Origin of the sequence: Polyangium fumosum, from assembly GCF_005144585.1 — a bacterium.
Classification (GTDB): Bacteria; Myxococcota_A; Polyangia; order Polyangiales; family Polyangiaceae; genus Polyangium; species Polyangium fumosum.
On sequence record NZ_SSMQ01000056.1, the window covers coordinates 43,042 to 60,934 of the forward strand.

Here is a 17,893-nt window from a genome sequence, read left to right on the forward strand (position 1 = left end):
ACGGAACCGGCGGCGTTACTACTAGTTCAATCTTGAACTGTTCGGAAGTGGAACCGTTCGAGTGTAGAACTATTTCGGGAGGAGACGCGATGTCGCTCGATCATTACGTCACGCTCGGTCGCTCAGGTCTGCGGGTGAGCCCTTTTTGCCTCGGCGCCATGACGTTCGGAGAAGACCTCGGCTGGGGGAGCAGTGTCAAGGACTCCGAAGCCATCCTCGATCGCTACATCGAGCTCGGGGGCAACTTCATCGACACGGCAAACCTTTACACGAAGGGGCATTCGGAGAAGATCATCGGTGACCACCTCGGCCACGACCGCGAGAAGCGGGACCGGCTGGTGATCGCCACGAAGTTCAGCGGGAATCTGTACGTCGGGGATCCCAACGGCGGCGGTTCGAGCCGGAAGTCGATCGTGGCCGCCTGCGAGCAATCGCTCCGCCGGCTGCGCACCGACTACATCGATCTTTATTGGCTGCACAACTGGGACAAGTTCACGCCGATCGAGGAGACCATGGCGGCGCTCCACGATCTCGTCCGGTCGGGCAAGGTCCGCTACATCGGCGTGTCCGACACGCCCGCGTGGAAGGTGGCGCAAGCGCAGCTCATCGCGCAGTTCCGCGGGTGGGCGCCCTTCATCGGGCTGCAAATCGAGTATTCGCTCCTGGAGCGGACGATCGAAGGGGAGCTGCTCCCCATGGCCGAGGAGCTCGGTCTCGGCGTGACGCCGTGGTCTCCCCTGCGGAGCGGCGTCCTGAGCGGCAAGTACACGCGGCAAAACGGCCTGAAGCCGGAGGTGCGCCCCTGGGCCGCGAATTACCTCGACGAGCAGAGCTACGTGGTGATCGACGAACTCCAGCGGATCGCCAAGGAGCTCGACACCACCGTCGCGCGCGTCGCCCTCGCCTGGGTGCAGGCCCGCCCGACGGTGACGTCCACGATCATCGGAGCGCGCACGCTCGCGCAGCTCGACGACAACCTCAAGGCGCTCGACCTCAAGCTCACGCCGGCGCAAACGGCCTCGCTCGACGCGCTCACCAAGCCGAAGCTCAACTTCCCCGCCGATTTCCTCGAACTGGCCCGGATGATCCAGGCCGGAGGGACGACGATCAACGGACAACCCTCGCAGCTCATCCCCTTCGGCGTCACGAAGAAGGGCGATCACTACTGACGGAGGCGGACGGAGGGGGCGCGTGGTCCCGCGGGCCGGCGCCCCCTACCGAAGCTCGACCCTCCTGCCCGCATCATCCGTGCGCACCCAGCACCCCGCCTCTTCGTCCCACACGACCCGCCCAGGGTTGTCCCTCGGCGCTTGGCCCAGCAAGCGCGCGTCTTGCGGGTTTCGGGTGACCTCGAAGATCTGAGCGTCGATGTCGTAAAAGGCGACGGCCCCATCGCGGGCGCGCACGGCATAGAGTTCCTTTTTGAGCGTAGGCGCGCTCCCCGGCACCTCGATGGGCGGATCGGGCCGCGTCCCGGGCTTCACGAAGACCACCGCCAGGTGGTTGTTTTTCACGCCGATCAGCGCGAAGAAGCCGCCTTCGAGCGCGAGCACCTGTTCGATCTTCTCGAGCGCGACCTCCCCCACGCGCGCCGTGGCCACGTCCGCCGCGGGCGCGCCGTGCGCGACGTGCTCGACGGCGCAGCGCTCCCTCGTGGGCCCGTCGCAGCCGACGAACAGGGTGTCCTGCCGGCTCGAGGCCGACACCTGGAAATGCATGGCCATGTAATCGTGCGAGACCACGAGCGCGCGATGCGCGGGCTCCCAGCGGGCGAGGCGCCCGGCGCCGGCGACGAGCAGCTCGTCGTCCGACAGGAGCGAAAGGCGGACGGCGATCCAGTCGGTGCCGTGGGTGTTGATGCCCGAGAGCCAGGGCCCGACCTTTCCATCCTGGAGGCGGACCGCGGCGACCGAGAAGTTGTCGACCGCAAAATAGGCCGTGCGCTCGCTCGGCGCCTTGCCCGTGCAGCAAGCCGCGTCGATGATGTTGCCGCCGAGCTCGAAGACATCGAGCAGGCGTTCGCCCGAGAAGCGCCAGAGACGGTTGTCGTCACCGCCGCCGGCGAGGATGCCGGTGACCGGATCGAAGGTGACCGCGCGCTGATCGCGGGCCATCCCGCCATGGGTCGCTCGATACACGTTCATCGCGGAGGTCGAATCAAAGACGGACTCGTACGACGACGGCTTGGAGACGCCGTAGCCGTAGATGTCAATCGTGTCTCGGTTGCTCGCGACGGCGACCTGGTCGGGGCGCCCGGGCATGGGGAACACGTCGTTGGAGTCGCTGCCTACCACGCGGCTCTCTCGGGAGGTGATGTCGAGAAGGTTCACGTACGCCCCGGCGATCACAACGCGGGCGCCGTCGGCCGAGAAGCGCATGCGGCGGGGGTAGGCGACCTCGGGGAACGAAGCGACGGGGGCGAGCGACGGGAACGAGACGACCTCGACGCGGACCTTTTTGTCGCTTGTGTCGATGGCGTAAGCGATCGTCGCGCCGTCGGGCGAAGCGGCGACGTCGAGCACGGGCGACGGCACGAGACGGACGCGCATGGCGAGGGTGCGCGTCTCGTGGAGCCAGAGGCCGGTGGGGCTCGCCACGACGAACCACGTCCCGTCGCCCACCGGCGCGACGCTCCGCGCGGCGTGCGGGACGAAGCGGAGGGCGCCGTCCTCGCCGGGGAGGATCGCGCCGCGCAGGGGGCGCTCGAAGTCGCCGTCGACGGGGAGCGTCGACGTGTCGCCGCGCGCGCCGACGCGGCGCTCGGGGAGGAGGAGGGGCGCGGGTGCGCCCTCGGGGAGCGTTTCGGGGATGGGCAGCCGAAGCGTAGGGCCGAGGGGGACGGGGCGCTGCTTGAGGGGGCGCTCGGTCCACGGGCGCTCCTTGCGGCCGCACGCCGAGGGCCCGGCGAGGAGCGCGAGACCGGCGAGGGCGCAAAGCAGGCGGGCGGCGTGGTTCATGCGCGACGGACGATAGGCCACGCAGGTGGCGGCAGGCAACATGTGGCGGGGAGCAACATCCCTGATCTGCGTGTCCTGCGCCGCCGGGACGTGCCCGCGCCGAAGGCCCGCGCCTCCCTCGCGAACGCCGCGGGAAAACCTCGTGGGATTCTTACTCGTCCGCGGAAGAACCGGTACTCGCGTCCCCTTCGAGGTGGGCTTCCGCAGACGCTTTTGAGGAGGGTCACGGCGATGTAAGACGCATGTAAGTGCCTCGTCAGCCATCTTCGGGCCAGGTCTGTGCCGACCGGAGCGCAAACGATGACGCCGCGCGCCGGGCCCTTCCACCCCACGGAGACAGACATGATGGTCCGCAAGAGCTTCCTCCTCGTCGCCGGAGGTTTCCTCGCTTTGATCGGCGCCTGTAGCAGCGACGATGGCGCCGCGTCGAGTGCGTCGGCAGCGTCGGAGGTCGTCGAATTGCCCCTGCACGGAGAAGACAACCTCTTCCCCGGATTCGCCTATTCCACGGGGCTCCAGCCGAGCGGCTCGCCGGTGCAGGCATCGTTCGACCTCACGGCGAAGGGCGTGGCGACGGTGGACGCCAAGGCAGCGCCGAGCGGATCGAAGAGCGCGCCGAAGCTCAACGGCATGGCGGGCAGCGGCAAGGTCGCGCTTTCGGGTGGCTTTTCGATGGTGGGCAACCTCAAGGTCGACATCAACATGTTGCCTCCCTACGACGGCCCGATCCCCGGCCTCGACAACGTCGAAATCGCTTTCGAGGGGAGCACGGCGTTCGACCCCTTCTCGATCGGGACGGGCGTCACGACGCAGGCGCTGATCCCGCCCGTGCGGCTGCCCGACATCCCGCTGCCCGGAAACATCCCGGGCTCGCTCGTCCTGGAGATCGAGGACGGGAGCTTCGTCGAAATCGGATTCACCGGCACCTGCGCCGCGATTGACGGGACCGACGTGGCCTACGAAGGCGACATCGTGCGTGGCGGGTCGCTCCTCATTCAGCCGAGCATCGAGATCAAGGTGCCCCTCGTCGGCACGAAGACGTTCGAGATCCCCAAGTTCACGGTGGACCTCGCCCTCGGCACCACGAACCTCGCCATGAGCGCCGAGGTATCGACGTTTGGCCTGCCCGCGAGCGGAGACGAGGCCAAGGTGGGGACGTGCGAAGGCGATGGGGCGGGCGGCGGCGGCGGATCGTCGTCGTCGTCGTCGTCGTCCTCCTCCGGCACCGGTGGCACGGGCGGCTCGGGCACGGGAGGTTCAGGCGCGGGCGGCTCGGGGGGTTCGGGCGGGGGGCCCGCCTGCAACGAGGACCTGAATCCCGAGCCGAACAATACCAAGGACACGGCGACCAAGATCACGACCAACATCAGTTGCAGCCCGCTGACGGAGGACACACGGGTCGGCGTGCTCAGCGGCGAGAGCGACATCGACATGTATTCGTACCCGAACGGGATCGACACCTGCGCCGGCCCGGCCAAGCCGTGGCTCAAGGCCTATCCGACCAAACTCTCGACGTGGTTCTGCCTCATCCCGCATTGCGCCACCAAGGAAATCCCGGACATCCTCGAATGCCAGGACGGGCAATACTACACGATTGACGGCATGGAAGCCTGCTGCAACCAGGGCGCCGACGTGCTGATGCACCTCCAATGCACCGTCGGCGGGAGCACCCTGACGAACTACCTGGTGTACGTCGATCAGCCCGGCGTGAACGAGTGCACCGATTACGCCTACTCGCTCACGTTCGTCTCACCTTGAAGAGACGCCGCGCGCTGCACCCTCGCCCCGCAGCGCGCGGTTGTACCGCTCCACGAAGCGCCGGACCTCGCTCTTCGTGAAGAGGTGCTCGTCCGTCCATCCGTCATAGGGCGCGCCGAGGAGCGCGAGCCCCGGCGCCAGCGTCGGGACTGCAATGCCCAGCATGATCCCTCCGACCGCAGGCACGCGCCGGTCGGGCCCCGCGGGATTGTCCGTCGCGAGAATCACCACGCCCACCGCCGCCGCCAAGAGGCCGAGGCTCCCGAGGACCACGCCGGTCGCGCGCATCTGCGGGCTGCGATCGCGTAAGAAATCGTCGAGCTCGTGGGAGCCGGTCCGGTTCGCGTACCGGCGTATGAACTCGTTCTCCGTGATGCAGCGCTTCTTCGTGCAGAGCTCGAAATGGTCTCGATTCCGCGTCGACTCGCGAACCTCGATGCTCTCTGCATCGTACGTCGCCCCTCCCGCGCGCTCGGGTTCCGCCGCGTCTGCGGAGGGGGGCAGAGCGCCCTGGCCGCCGAGCGCGAAGGCAACAACCCCGCGCACGTGGCGCCGCTCGAGGCGCGTGAGTTCGAGCGGACGGGGGCCCTCATCGAACGCGACGTCCGCAGGGTCGCCGGGCGCCGTCTCGCGCGCGAGCATGATCTCCCCTTCGCCGAGCGTCGCCGACCGGACGTAGCCGACGCCGCACGAGGCGCTCTGGCAGCACGCTGCATAGGCCTTCGTCGCGGCCTTCTCGACGCGTGTGCGCACGTCGAAGCGGTAGTAGACGTGCGACGCGCCGGGCGCTCCGGCCGCGCGCGCGGCGTCCGGGGTGAGGACCTCCGCGTCTTCGATGACGTCGCCGGGGACCGGCCGCGGCTCGACGTCGACGAGCGCGTCCGCGCACGGGTTGGGCGCGAGCTGGTCGGCGAGCGGCCGCGTCGTGACGTAAGGCGCGAGGAGGACACGGCCGAGCAGGGACGCATCTTCGGAGGGGGCGAAGACGAGGTGTTCGTCGCCCGCGAGGGGAGCGCGCGCGCGGAAGGCGGCGAACGCGCCGCCGCGCAAGGTGGGAGAGGTGTTGTTCACACAGCCGGCGGTGGACGCCAGCACGAGGAGGGCGGCGAGGCCCGCGCGTGGTTTCATGGGGCTCCTGGGTCGGAGAAAGGGAACCACGTCCACCGTGCGGTCCCGGGGGCTTACATGCCGCTTACATCCGAGGGTTCCCCCGGGGGATTCAGCAGAACTCGATCGAGAGATCGGGCGAAAAGAAGTAACCGAGGTCGTTCCCGAGCAGGACCTCGCGCAGCCCGAGATCCCGCATGCGGGTCAGCATGACGTGGAGGCGGTTGCGCGCGGCGTCCGCCAGGATCCGCTCGCCGGGCCAGCCGATCTCGATGAGCTGCTCGAACGAGGACGGGCCGGCCGGCGCCGCGAGGTGGGCTCGCGCGAGCGCGACGAGCAGGCGCCGCATGACCGGTCGGTTCGCGCACGCGACGCGCGGGCCGCTCGGCGGCTCGACCCAGCGGCCGGTGGCGTCGATCCGCAGGACACGCGGCGCCGCGGGGGCCGGGGACGCGTGGGTCGCGAGCGCGCTGCCGAGCAGGCGCGCAAGCACCCGCAGCTCGGTGACCCACCGCGCGCCCGCGCCGTTCGCGGTCGCGAGCACGGCGCCGAGCCGCCTCTGGGCGCCGCTCTCGAGCGCGGCCGCGGCCCCGTCGTCGCCGTTCGTCCGCGCGCGCTCGGCCTCGGCCAGATCGAGGAACCCTTTGCAGATGTCGAGCGCGGGCAGGTGCGTGTCGACCCCCGCGTCGAGGTCTTGCTCGGCCGCCGCGAGCAGCTCGCGTGCCTCGTCGAGGTGGCCGACCGCGGCTTCGAGCACGCTCGCGACGACCGTGACGAGCCCCGAGTAGAGATGGCGGCCGAGCGCGCGCACCCGCGGGAGCGTCTCGCGTAGCTCCAGCCGCGCTTCGAGCGGACGCCCCTGCTCGAAGAGCACGACCGCGCCGCACGCCAGCGCGGCCACCTCCAGCGTGTGCTCGCCGGTGGCGCGCGCCGCGTCCCGGGCCTCGCGGTACCGGAGCGATGCCTCGCTCGGATCCCCGGCCTCCAGCGCGGCGTGCCCCAGGCCGAGCAGCAGGCGCGCGGGCGGCGCGAGGCCAAGCGCTCGGGCGTGGGCGAGCGCCTGCTCGGCGTAGGCGCGCGCGGCATCGAGCTCCCCGGCGTCGAGGTGCACGTACATGAGCTCGAGGCGCATGCTCAGCTCGAAGGGGGCCTCCCCCACCTCGCGGAAGCGTTCGAGCGCCTGCTCCACGAACATCCGCGCCCGCGGCTGCTCCCCGCGCAGCCGGGCGACGAAGCCGAGCATCGCGTACGCGAGGCCCTCCAGGCGGCGATCGCCGACCTCGATCGCGAGCCGGAGCGCGTGGTCGGCGGCGCTGCGGCTCTCCTCGAAGCGCCCGCGCAGGAGCAGGACGAGCGCGACGAAACGCCGGGCGAGCGCTTCGAGGGACACGTCGTTCGCGCGCACGGCGAGCGCCACCGCCTCGTCGAAATCGCGCTCGCTCACGTCGAGCCTCGCGACACGCCAGGCCACGCGCCCGCGGGCGATCAGCGCATGGCCGCGGACGCGCGGATCCACCTCGGCCGCGGACGGGTGCGCGAGCGCTTCGTCGAGCCAGAGCAGGTGCGCCGAGGGGGAGCCGTCGTGCCAGCGAGGCTCTTCGAGCGCCACGAGGATCCGGAGCGCGACCTCCACCTCCTTCGGAGCGCTCGACGCGAGGCCACGACGCACGACCGCGAGCAGGTTCTCGCGCTCGACGAGCAGCCGCCGCGCGGCGGCGCTCGGGTCCTTGCGCGTGAGCGCGGCAGAGCGCTCGGCGTACCCGAGGAAGTAATGCGTGTGTCGCTCGAACGCCGCCGCGCGTCCCTCCGACGCCACGAGCCGCTCCTCGGCGTACTTGCGCACGCTCCGGTACATCGTGAGCCCCAGCTCGCCTTTGCCGTCGTCGTGCCGCGCATGAGTCAGGAGCGACTTGTCACGCAGCGCTTGCAAGGCGAAGAGCGCGTCGTCCCCGCCGGGATCGAGCACGGCTTCGGCCGCGTCGGCGCCGATGCGGCCGTGAAAGACCGCGCATTGCGCGAAGGCCTCCTGCTCCCAGGGTGGAAGGAGCCCCCACGACCAGTCGATCGCGTCGCGCAGGGTCGATTGACGGCCGCCGGCCTTGTCGCGCCCCCGGAGGACGTCGATGCGCCGCTCCAGACGTTCGAGCAGCTCGGCCGGCGTGAGCGTGCCGAAGCGCGCGGCCGCGAGCTCGATGGCGAGCGGCAGCCCATCGAGCTCCCGCACGAGGCGCGCCACGACGGGCCCTTCGTCCGGCGTCGGGTCGTACCCGGGGACCACCTCGCGGACGCGCTCCATCCACAACGCGACGGCTTCGCTGCCGGCGAGATCATCCCGCTCGGGCAACGAGAGCGGCGTGAGCTCGTGCACGACCTCCCCGGGGATGCGCAATCGCTCCCGGCTCGTCACGAGGAGCTGCAGCTCGGGCACCGAAGGGAGCCACGCGCCCACGGTCGCGTCTGCGTGTTCGACGACGTGCTCGAACGGATCGAGCACCAGGAGCGCGGGCCCGAAGGCCGCGAGCGAGCGGACCATCCGCTCCCTCAGCTCACGCTCGCCGGCCCCTTCGGGTTCGGGCACGCCGATCGCGCGCGCGACGGCGGCGCGGATCCCGGCCACCCCGCGCGCGCCTTCGAGGTCGCAAAACACGACCCGCAGCGGCTCGTCCTGCGCGGGATCCGCGAGCCGGGCCGCCAGGCGCGCCGCGAGCGCCGTCTTGCCGATCCCCGCGGCGCCGGTGAGCGTGACGAGCGGCGCCCCTTCGGCGACGAGCTGCCCGACACGCGCGAGGTCGGCGCTCCGGCCGACGAAGCTCCGGGAGGCCCTCCGCGGACGGCCTCGGAGCGCGTGCTCCCCCTCCTGCGCGCGACGCCCTCGTGGGTCCGATCCGGGCTGCACACGAAGCCGCAGCGATGAACGAACACGCCCTCTCGTCACGTTGGATGCCAAGGACCGATGCTACGACCGCCGCGTCGAGCGGGAAAGCGTGGACGTTCCCGGGCCACGCGCGGGGCCCCTTGAATGCCCATACAAATTTCCCACCTCACACCAAAACCGAGCGACGTCACGGAGCGGAATCCCCTCGAAAAACGCCCGAGCCTCGCTGCCCGACCGGACAATCCCGCTCGGGCCTCCTATCCTCGCCGCCCCGTGCGACGCGAAAAAATCGTCATTCTCGGCGGCGGAATGGCCGCCCTGACCACGGCCTTCGAGTTGACCAGCGTGCCCGGCTGGGAAGATCACTACGAGGTCACCGTCTACCAGCATGGGCACCGCCTCGGCGGGAAAGGCGCGAGTGGCCGCAACCGCGAGCGATTCGATCGCATCGAGGAGCATGGCCTCCATCTCTTCTACGGCTTCTACGACAACGCCTTTTCCGTGATGCGCCGCTGCTACGAGGCGCTCGGGCGCCCCGCCGGCGCGCCCCTCGCGACCCTCGAAGACGCATTCAAGCCCCACTCCCTCATCGTCTTCGAGGAGCCCTCCGAGGGCACCTGGCAGCACCAGCCCCTTCTCTTTCCCCGGAACAGCGATCCCCCGGGCCTCGGCCACAAGGTCCCCACCCCGGCCGAGCTGATCCCGATCATGCTCCAGTTCCTCCTCGACCTCTTCGACGCGCAGCCCGCGCTCCGCGGCGGCGCGGACACGACCCCGCAGCCGCGGAGCGTCGGGCTCCGTGTCCTCCGGCGCGGCGTCGCTCGTTTGCTCGCGTCCTTGCGGGATCTGCTCGCCCCGCCCGCGCGGGGCCTCGTGGCGGTGCGCCGCGAAGAGCTCCTCCGCCGGCTGCTCGCCTGGTCTGCCGCTGCGTTCCGCCGCGGCGAGCGGCTCCTCGCGCGGCAGCCGGAGATCCGGAGCGCCTGGGTGGCCGTGGACATCACGCTGGCGATGATCCGCGGGATGATCGCCGACGGCCTGACCGACCAAGACGACGTCGATTGGCGGCGCCTCGACCACGAAGACTTCCGGGCGTGGCTCATGCGGCACGGCGCCTCTGCCTCCTCCGTGCGGGCCTCGACGGTCTCGGGCGTCTACGCCGGGGCCTACAGCGCCGGCCGCGAGATCGGCGCGGGGACGGGCCTGCACTGGACGCTGCGTATGCTCTATACGTACCGCGGCGCGATTTTTTACAAGATGCAGGCGGGGATGGGCGACGTGATCTTCGCCCCGCTCTACGAGGTCCTCCGCCGCCGCGGCGTGCGCTTTCGTTTCTTCCATCGCGTCGACAAGCTCCGCCTCTCGGCCGATCGCCGGCGCGTCGCGGCGATCGAAATCGGCCGGCAAATCGCGGTGAAAGACGGCGCCGACTACACGCCGCTCATCGACGTGAAGGGCCTGCCCTGCTGGCCGAGCGAGCCCCTTTACGAGCAGCTCGTCGGAGGCGACGCCCTCCGCGCGAGCGGCGAGAGCCTGGAAGACTGGGGCGCGCAGTTCCCCGATCAGGAGCCGCCGCTCGTCCTCGAAGACGGCCGCGATTTCGATCGGGTCGTCCTCGGCGTGGGCCTCGGCGTGGTGCCGGCCCTCTGCGAGGAGATCGTCGCCGACGCCGGAAACCCGCGCTTCGCCGCGATGCTCCGGGAGGTCACGACCACGCCGACCGTGTCGGCGCAGCTCTGGAAGCGCGACGATCTCCGCGCGACCGGCTGGCCCCTGCCGCCGCCGGTCATGATCCCCTACGCCGCGCCCCTCGATACCTGGGCGGACATGAGCCACCTCCTGCCGCGCGAGAGCTTCCCCGAGCCGGGTGGCCCGCGGAGCCTCGCGTACCTCACCGCGGCGATGGACGACGACGAGCCGCCGCCGATCGAGCGCTCCGCCTACGTGGGATACGCCGCGCGGCAGCTCCAGCGCGTCCGCACCCTCACGGCGCGCCACCTCGACACGTCCGCGGCCCACCTCTGGCCTGCGATCTCCCGGCCCGACGGCGCCCTCGACCGCAGCCGCCTCCACGCGCCGGCGTCGAGCGACGATCCCCTCGCCTTCCAGCACCATAGCCCGGTCCAGCACCCCTCCGATCGGTACGTCCTCTCGCCGCGGGGGACCACACGCCACCGCCTCGCCGCGGACGAATCCGGCTACAAAAACCTCGTCCTCGCCGGCGACTGGACCCTCACGCCGATGAACCTCGGCTGCGTCGAGGCGGCGACGATGTCGGGCATCCGCGCCGCCCAGGTGCTCACGGGCCTGCCGATCCCGATGCACGACGACTGGCTCCGCGGCCGCGCCGCCGCGCCGCCGCGCGCCCCCCTCTACATCGAGCGAGGCCTCAACGAGTCGACCTCCCCACCCTACGACGCGCGGTCGAGCGTCATGGTCGCGACGCTGCTCCAGGCCGATCCGCGCCGCCTGCGCGACCTCTGCGGCCGCCACCTCGGCCTGCACGAGGAGCGCGTCTACATCCCGCTCGGCCCGATGGTCGTCTTCTACGCGCAGGACAACCGCCTCCTGTCGGCCGTCGACGCGAAGGGCGCGGTCGCGGAGCGCGATTTTGGCTTCCTCGTCCCGGTGGTGATCTGCGAGCGCCGCGGCGGGCGGCTCGACCCCCGCGCCCTCGGCGCCTACATCCCTGCCCTGTGGGTCGACCTCGGCGCGGCGCTCATCGGCGGCCGCGAGGTCCTCGGCTTCCCGAAAGGACACGCCGATCTCGGCTTCGAGGCCCAGGCCTCCGGCGCCCTCGCCCTCCACGTCGACGCGTGGCTGCCGCCCGAGGGCGGCGACGCCCTCACCCCGTGGCGCCACGAGCGGCTCGTCGAGGTCCGCGACGCAGGTGAAGGGGCGCCCGCGGTCTCGCTCCTCGACGCCCTGCGCGCGAGCCACGACGCGGCCTGGCTCGGCGCCGCGGGCCTCGACGGCTGCGCGCAAGGCCAGGTGCTCGCCCTCGGCGTCGATTGCCTGCGGACAGGGTCGGTCTCCATGGTCTTCCTCAAGCAATTCCGCGACGCGGCCCGCCGCGAGCTCGCCTGCTACCAGGCGATCATCGAGGCTCCGTGCCGCCGCATCGGTTCCTCCCGCGTGAACACGAGGCTCCCGCGCCCGATCGAGGTCTCCGTCTTGCGACGTACCGGCCTCGCGGACGCGCTCGGGCTCGTCGGCGAAGGAGACGACGAGGAGCGGGTGCGCCTGCGGGCCCTCGCGGGCGTGTACATGGAGCTCGACTTCACGATAGGCGCCGGCGAGGTCGTGAACCCGCGCCGCGACAGGCACGACGGCGTGCGCTGAGGCCCAGGCTCTGCCACGCGGCGGCGCGGAGGGACCTGAAATCCAGCCGAACACGTGTCGTCCCCCCTCGACAGAGCGTGTTCGGCAGCGCAGCCGGAGCCTCCTCCCGGCGACCCCCCGAGGGACACGGACCGCCCGCCCTGCGGTGGACCTGGACGCTGGGGGGTCGTCCCCCGCGACAAGCTCCCTCGACGGCCGACGGTCCTTGTTCGGCCGCTCGACACGGCCCCTCGGCCACCTCCGGCCCTCGTCGTTCGGCTCGACCTCCCCCCGGAGACACGCCCAGCCCCGTGTCCGGGCGGCGTGACCGTCGCCTTGTCGCGCCGACGAGCCTTGTTCGGTTCCCTGCGCGAGGTCGCGTGGTGGGCATGCGGCTTGTCGCGGCGCAGAACATCCGAGGACGAGGGTGGATGTCGCCGGTCGAGGATGTGCAGGGCAACAACTCGGAAAGGATGCGGTTCGTGTACCATGGGAACATGCATTCCAGAGTTCTGGGGATTCACCTCGCGATCCTGATCGCGATGAGCACGGCATGTGAAGTCACCGAGGACCCGCCGCGCGATAGCACCGGCTCGACCGGCGCATCGACAGGGGGCACGGGCGGCATGGGAGGCGCGAGCGCGTCGAGCGGCGCCGGCGGCGCGAGCGCATCCTCCAGCAGCACCGGGGGCGCGGGCGGCGCGGGGACGGGGGGCGCAGGCGGTACAGGCGGCGTGGGCGGCGCAGGCGGCACGGGAGGCGTGGGCGGCGCGGGAGGCGTGGGCGGCGCAGGCGGCATGGGAGGCAGCGGGACGACGACGTCCTCGAGCTCCGGCGGCCTCATGTGCAATGGCAATCAGATGCTCTGCGGCGACGCTTGTGCCGACCTCGCCACGGACGCGAACCACTGCGGCGCCTGCGGTCACTCCTGCCTCGGCGCCGCCTGCAATGCGGGCCAGTGCGCCGCGACGGCTCTGTATACGGGCCATCAAGCCGTTCTGGTGCGCGTGGACGAACAACGCGTCTTTTTCTCGTCGCACATCGATATCCTGAGCATGCCGCTCACCGGGGGCGCCACGACCAAGGTGAACAAGGAGGAGGGCGTGTTGGCCTTCGGCGCAAGGAACATGGAGATCGCCGGAAACAACGTCTTCTGGACGACGCCGGATTCGCCGAACTTCGGCTACATCTCGAAGGTCAGCAAGAGCGGGTTTGGCCAGGTCCACATCGTGGAGCCCGCCGTGAATCACGGGCAGCCGCACAAGCTTGCGCTCGGAGACCTCGATCCCTCCGGCAACGCGACGGCCGTGTATTGGTGCGCGAACGGCAACGGTCAATTGCCCAAAACCGCCATCGTGAAGACGACGTGGAACCCCAGTGGCACCGGGACCTCGACGAAACTCGCGGACGCGTCGGCCCTGTACCTCCGAGGAATCACGCTGCACCAAACCGATGTGTATGTCCTCTCCGCCCAGCCCTCGCAGATCGTTCGCGTGCCGCAAGCAGGCGGCGCCGCGACGGTGTTCACGCCCGGCACCTGGTCCGGGATCGATCTCCTTTCGGACGCAGAAAACCTGTACGTGCTCGACGTGGGCCCAGGAGCGAACGGCAAGTACGCCGACGGCAAGGTGTGGAAGATCCCGTTCGCGGACGGCGTGCCCGTCGCGCTGGTGACGGGCGTGGCCAATCCATCGGCGTTCGCGACCGACGGCGAGCGTATTTATTACACGTCCGCGTGGAACGAGAGCGGGCAGCTCGCCGACGGAGCGGTGTTCGCCGTGCCCATCGCGGGCGGTCCAGCGGTCACCATCGCGGACAAGCAGCCGGCCCCGCGCGGCATCGCCGTCGACGGGACGCATGTGTACTGGGCGAATTATGGCGTCGGGCCCAACCAAGTGGATGGCGGGGTGCTCAAGGCGCCGAAGTAGGTGGGGAGCGAGCGGGCCTCGTCAGAGATCCGCGACCCGCCCGCCCATCATGACCTTGCGAACCCCATGGATGACGACGTTGATGTCCGTCAGGGGGTCGCCCTCGACCGCGATGATGTCGGCGTAGTAACCCACGGCGACCTTTCCGATCTCGTTCTGGGCGCCGATGCTCTCGGCGCCGTGGAGGGTGGCCGTGCGCAGCGCTTCGAGCGGGGTCATCCCGGCCTGCACGAGCCAGGCGAGCTCGCGTGTATTCTCGCCGAATCCGGTGAACACGGCGTCCGAGCCCATCGCGATCTTCACGCCGACCTGGTGCGCCTGGGTCGCGCTGGCGAGGTTGTCCTGGATGTATGCTTCGAACTTCGCCTCCAGATCGGGGGCGTAACCGAAGAACGCGAGGTTGTCCTTGTAATAGCGGTTGTGATCGATGGTCGGCACGTAGATCGTCCCCTTGTCGATCATGTTGCCGCAGTCGACCATGTCGAGGCCCTCCGGGTGCTCGATCGAGTCCGGGCCGGCCATGATGGCGAGCTTGGCCGTGTCCTGGTGGTAGGCGTGGATCGCGATGGGCAACCCCTCCTGGTGGGACGTGTCGACGAGCAGCTTGAGCTCGTCGAACGTGAACGTCGGCGAGCATTCGAGCGTCTGGTCGGTGCACTTGTCGGCCCATACCTTCACGAGGTCGGCGCCGCGCAGCACCTGCAGATGCACCCAGTTCTTCAATTCCTCGGTGGGGACCGCGGCCGGGTACTTGTAATTCGAGATTCCGCCGATGGAGTTGTACATCCGCGGTCCCAGCGTCTTGCCGGACATGATCTCGGCGCGCAGGGGGTTCAGGATGAAGTCGCGGCCTCCCTTGTCGATCGCGGTGGTGACGCCGGTCTTGAGCGTCGCCAGCGCGGCGTTGCGGGCGAGGTCCATGAGCTTGTAGACGTTGTTGTTCATCAGCCAGTTGACACGGGTCCAGGGGAGCGTGCCCGGCTCCTGGTCCGTCTGGTAGGTGAAGTGGACGTGGGCATCGACGAGGCCGGGGAGACCGGTGTACGCCGACCAATCGATGACGCTGGCCCCGCACGGGATCTGCTTCTCATCCGTGCCGACGTAGCTGATCCGATCCTCGTGGATCACGACGATCGCCTTGTCGATGACCGTGCCGTCCTCGGGATGGACGAGCTTGCCAAACCGAATGGCCTTGTCGCTGGTCACGCATTCACCACCGCCGGTGCCGCCGGTACCACCGCCGACGCCGCCGGTGCCGCCGGTGCCGCCACCGATGCCGCCGGTGCCACCGGTACCGCCGGTGCCGCCGGTGCCACCGGCTCCGGTGGTGTTCTCATTTCCCGGCCCGCAATGGACCGTCGCAAGGAGGAGGAGGGCCAACGAAGAGGTTCGAAAAGCTAGGTTCCACATGAGAGAACTCCTGACTGTCGGGAAGCGGCTCCATGCCGAGCGATGGGTGGACGCCGACACGCTAGGCGCGTGAACCACAAACTGACATCCGGATGCGCTGCGCAGGTTTTTCGCGTCCTTCGTGTCGACGAGCCGTTCTGGCGCGACAAGAGCCATTCTTGCGCAGAGCGCGCTCGGAATCCCCGGAACGGCGCGCTCGTGGGGGGACGGAGCCGCAATCCCACGCGCTTCCGCGGGGCGAGCCGTCGCTCACGCCGACGCCGTTCGGCGTACCATCCGCACGGCCAGGGCGGCGGTGGAGGCCGTCGTCGCCAGCGCGACGACGCCCAGCCAGCCCCATTGCGCCAGCGCCAAGCTGCCGAGCGCGGCGCCCGTCGCCATGCCCATGAACATCCCGGTGAACAGGAGCGCGTTCAGGCGGCTGCGCGCGCCGGGCTCGATGCCATACACCAGCGTTTGGTGCGCTACGAGCGTGCCCTGGACGCCGAAGTCGAAACCAATCGCGGCGACGACGATCAGGCCCAGTTGCGCCGTGGTCGGCAAGAGGGGGAAGAGCCCCAGGGCCGCGAACGACAGCGCGGTCAGTCCTGCGCCGAGGCGCGCGACGAACTCCGGTCCACGCCGGTCGGCCAAACGCCCGGCCAGGGGCGCGCCCAGCGCGCCCGCCGCGCCCGCCAGCCCGAAAGCACCGGCGGCGGCGCTGCCCAGGTGGAAGCGGCTATGCAACATGACCGCGAGCGTCGACCAGAAGGCGCCAAAGCCGATCGACAACATTCCCTGCGAGAGCGTCGCCTGGCGTAGCGCCCCGTAACGGCGCCACAACGCGACGAGCGAACCCATCAAAGCGCGATAACCGAGCTGGGTCGTGGGCTGAAAGCGCGGCAGGCCGCTCCAGGCGACCACGCCGATCATGGCAATGGACGCCGCGGCGGCGAGATACACGGCGCGCCAGCCGAACTGCTCGGCCACGAAGCCGCTGACCACGCGCGAGAGCAGGATGCCCAGAAGCAGGCCGGTCATGACCGTGCCCACGACCTTGCCGCGCTGCGATTCCGGCGCCAGGGTCGCGGCGGCCGGCACGATGTCCTGCGCCAGCGTCGCCGTCAGCCCGACGGCCAGGTTGGCCCCGAGCAAGGAGGCAATCCCCGGGGCGAAGCCGCCGAGCAAAAGCGCCAGGGAAAGCAACGCGGCCTTGACCAGAATGATGCTGCGCCGGTCATAACGGTCCCCCAAGGGGGCGAGCAGCAGGATTCCGAGGGCATACCCCAATTGCGTCATCGTGGGCACGAGGCCCACCAGCCGGTCGCCGGCCTGGAGGTCCGCGCCCAGCACCCCCAGCATCGGCTGACTGTAGTAGAGCGACGCGACGCTCAGCCCGGCGCCGGTGGCCAGCAGAAGCACGAGCGAGCGGGAGAGCCCGGCCTGCGTGGGAACGGCAACATGCGCTACATGAATAGATGCCATGGGAGACGCCTCTTCGGTTGACGTGTTGCCATCGTACAAGCCGTTCCGACGACGTGGTAGCTGCCTCCCATGCAGACTTGATATACGCTGCGCGCATGACCCACCCGGACACGAGCGGCATGGACCGCATCGGACTGATGCAGACCTTCGTGCGCATCGTCGAGGCCGGCAGCCTTTCGGCCGCGGCCGCGCAGCTCGGGACCAGCCAGCCCACGGTCAGCCGGCGCTTGCAGGCGCTCGAGCGCTCGCTGGGCCTCGAGCTGCTGCAGCGCTCGACCCACGCGATGAAGCTCACCGACGATGGCGCGCGCTGCTTCGCGCACGCGAAGACGCTTCTGGAGAGCTGGCAGGCGATGACCGCCGACCTACGCGGGGCCAAGGACGCGCCGGAGGGTCATCTCCGGGTCCTGGTTCCGCACGCGTTCGGGCAGGACCAACTGATCGCCCCTTTGATGGCGTACCTGCGGCGGTATCCCCAGGTCACCGTCGAATGGTTGTTGCATGATCGGCGTCCCGATTTCATTGCCGAGGGCATCGATTGCGCCGTGCAGGTCGGCGCGGTGGACGATCCCGCCGTGATCGCCCTTCGGTTGGCCGAGGTGCCGCGCATCGTGGTGGCGTCCCCGAAATTGTTCGGCGAGCGTCCGTTTCCGCGGGAGCCTGACGATCTCGCGGCGCTGCCTTGGCTCGCGCTGCAGACCTTTTATCGCAACGAGGTGGCGCTCGTGCGAAAGGCCGACGGCGTCACCCGCCGCTTTGCGATCCGACCACGGCTGAGCACCGATAGCCTGTATGCCTTGCGCAACGCGATTCTCTCGGACCTGGGGGTCGGAATCGTCTCCGCGTGGATGGTGACCGACGATCTGGAGCAAGGGCGCCTTCGGCACCTGGCGCCGGGGTGGGAAGCGCCGCGGCTTCCTGTCCACCTGGTCTATCCGTACGCGCGCTTCTACCCGGCCCGGCTGCGCGTGTTTCTGGAGGCCATGCGCGAGGCGCTGCCGACGATCGCTGGGTAGCTTCGCGCGCTGGGCGCGGCGATGGCGTATGCGTTGACGCCCGCGGTGCCGTCACCGGCA

At 70.0% G+C, this 17,893-nt stretch carries 10 protein-coding genes; 5 read left to right on the forward strand and 5 right to left on the reverse strand.

The genetic code is table 11. The features are described 5' to 3' along the window. Positions 1–89: 89 nt before the first annotated feature. Positions 90–1,169, forward strand: coding sequence for an aldo/keto reductase (locus tag E8A74_RS37785; protein WP_136933960.1), 1,080 nt, complete (start codon positions 90–92; stop codon positions 1,167–1,169). Between the two features lie 45 nt (positions 1,170–1,214). Here E8A74_RS37785 and E8A74_RS37790 read toward each other — a convergent pair whose 3' ends face one another. After that, positions 1,215–2,999: a WD40 repeat domain-containing protein gene (locus E8A74_RS37790; protein ID WP_136933961.1), complete on the reverse strand. Its 1,785-nt coding sequence runs from the start codon at positions 2,997–2,999 to the stop codon at positions 1,215–1,217. 300 nt (positions 3,000–3,299) lie between these two features. Here E8A74_RS37790 and E8A74_RS37795 point away from each other — a divergent pair, with 300 nt between their 5' ends. Then, a complete protein-coding gene (locus tag E8A74_RS37795) occupies positions 3,300–4,715 on the forward strand; it encodes a hypothetical protein (protein WP_136933962.1) in 1,416 nt (471 codons plus the stop codon). On the opposite strand, the gene E8A74_RS37800 is transcribed toward E8A74_RS37795, so the two are convergent. Beyond that, complete coding sequence (locus E8A74_RS37800) at positions 4,707–5,843, reverse strand: hypothetical protein (protein ID WP_136933963.1); 1,137 nt, start codon at positions 5,841–5,843, stop codon at positions 4,707–4,709. The two genes, E8A74_RS37795 and E8A74_RS37800, sit on opposite strands and share 9 nt — an antisense overlap. A gap of 91 nt (positions 5,844–5,934) precedes the next feature. Then, a complete protein-coding gene (locus E8A74_RS37805) occupies positions 5,935–8,718 on the reverse strand; it encodes an ATP-binding protein (RefSeq protein WP_170229672.1) in 2,784 nt (927 codons plus the stop codon). Positions 8,719–8,970: 252 nt separating this feature from the next. Here E8A74_RS37805 and E8A74_RS37810 point away from each other — a divergent pair, with 252 nt between their 5' ends. Beyond that, positions 8,971–12,036: an NAD(P)-binding protein gene (locus E8A74_RS37810; RefSeq protein WP_170229673.1), complete on the forward strand. Its 3,066-nt coding sequence runs from the start codon at positions 8,971–8,973 to the stop codon at positions 12,034–12,036. A 476-nt stretch (positions 12,037–12,512) separates the two neighbouring features. After that, a complete protein-coding gene (locus E8A74_RS37820) occupies positions 12,513–13,943 on the forward strand; it encodes a hypothetical protein (protein ID WP_170229664.1) in 1,431 nt (476 codons plus the stop codon). A gap of 21 nt (positions 13,944–13,964) precedes the next feature. Here E8A74_RS37820 and E8A74_RS37825 read toward each other — a convergent pair whose 3' ends face one another. Further along, a complete protein-coding gene (locus tag E8A74_RS37825; protein WP_136933968.1) occupies positions 13,965–15,323 on the reverse strand; it encodes an amidohydrolase family protein in 1,359 nt (452 codons plus the stop codon). Between the two features lie 279 nt (positions 15,324–15,602). Beyond that, positions 15,603–16,817, reverse strand: coding sequence for an MFS transporter (locus E8A74_RS37830; protein ID WP_136933969.1), 1,215 nt, complete (start codon positions 16,815–16,817; stop codon positions 15,603–15,605). A 95-nt stretch (positions 16,818–16,912) separates the two neighbouring features. Between E8A74_RS37830 and E8A74_RS37835 the strand changes: the two genes are divergently transcribed. Then, positions 16,913–17,833 carry a LysR family transcriptional regulator gene (locus E8A74_RS37835; protein WP_136933970.1) on the forward strand — a complete coding sequence of 307 codons (921 nt, stop codon included), beginning with the start codon at positions 16,913–16,915 and terminating at the stop codon, positions 17,831–17,833. The last annotated feature ends 60 nt before the right edge of the window (positions 17,834–17,893 follow it).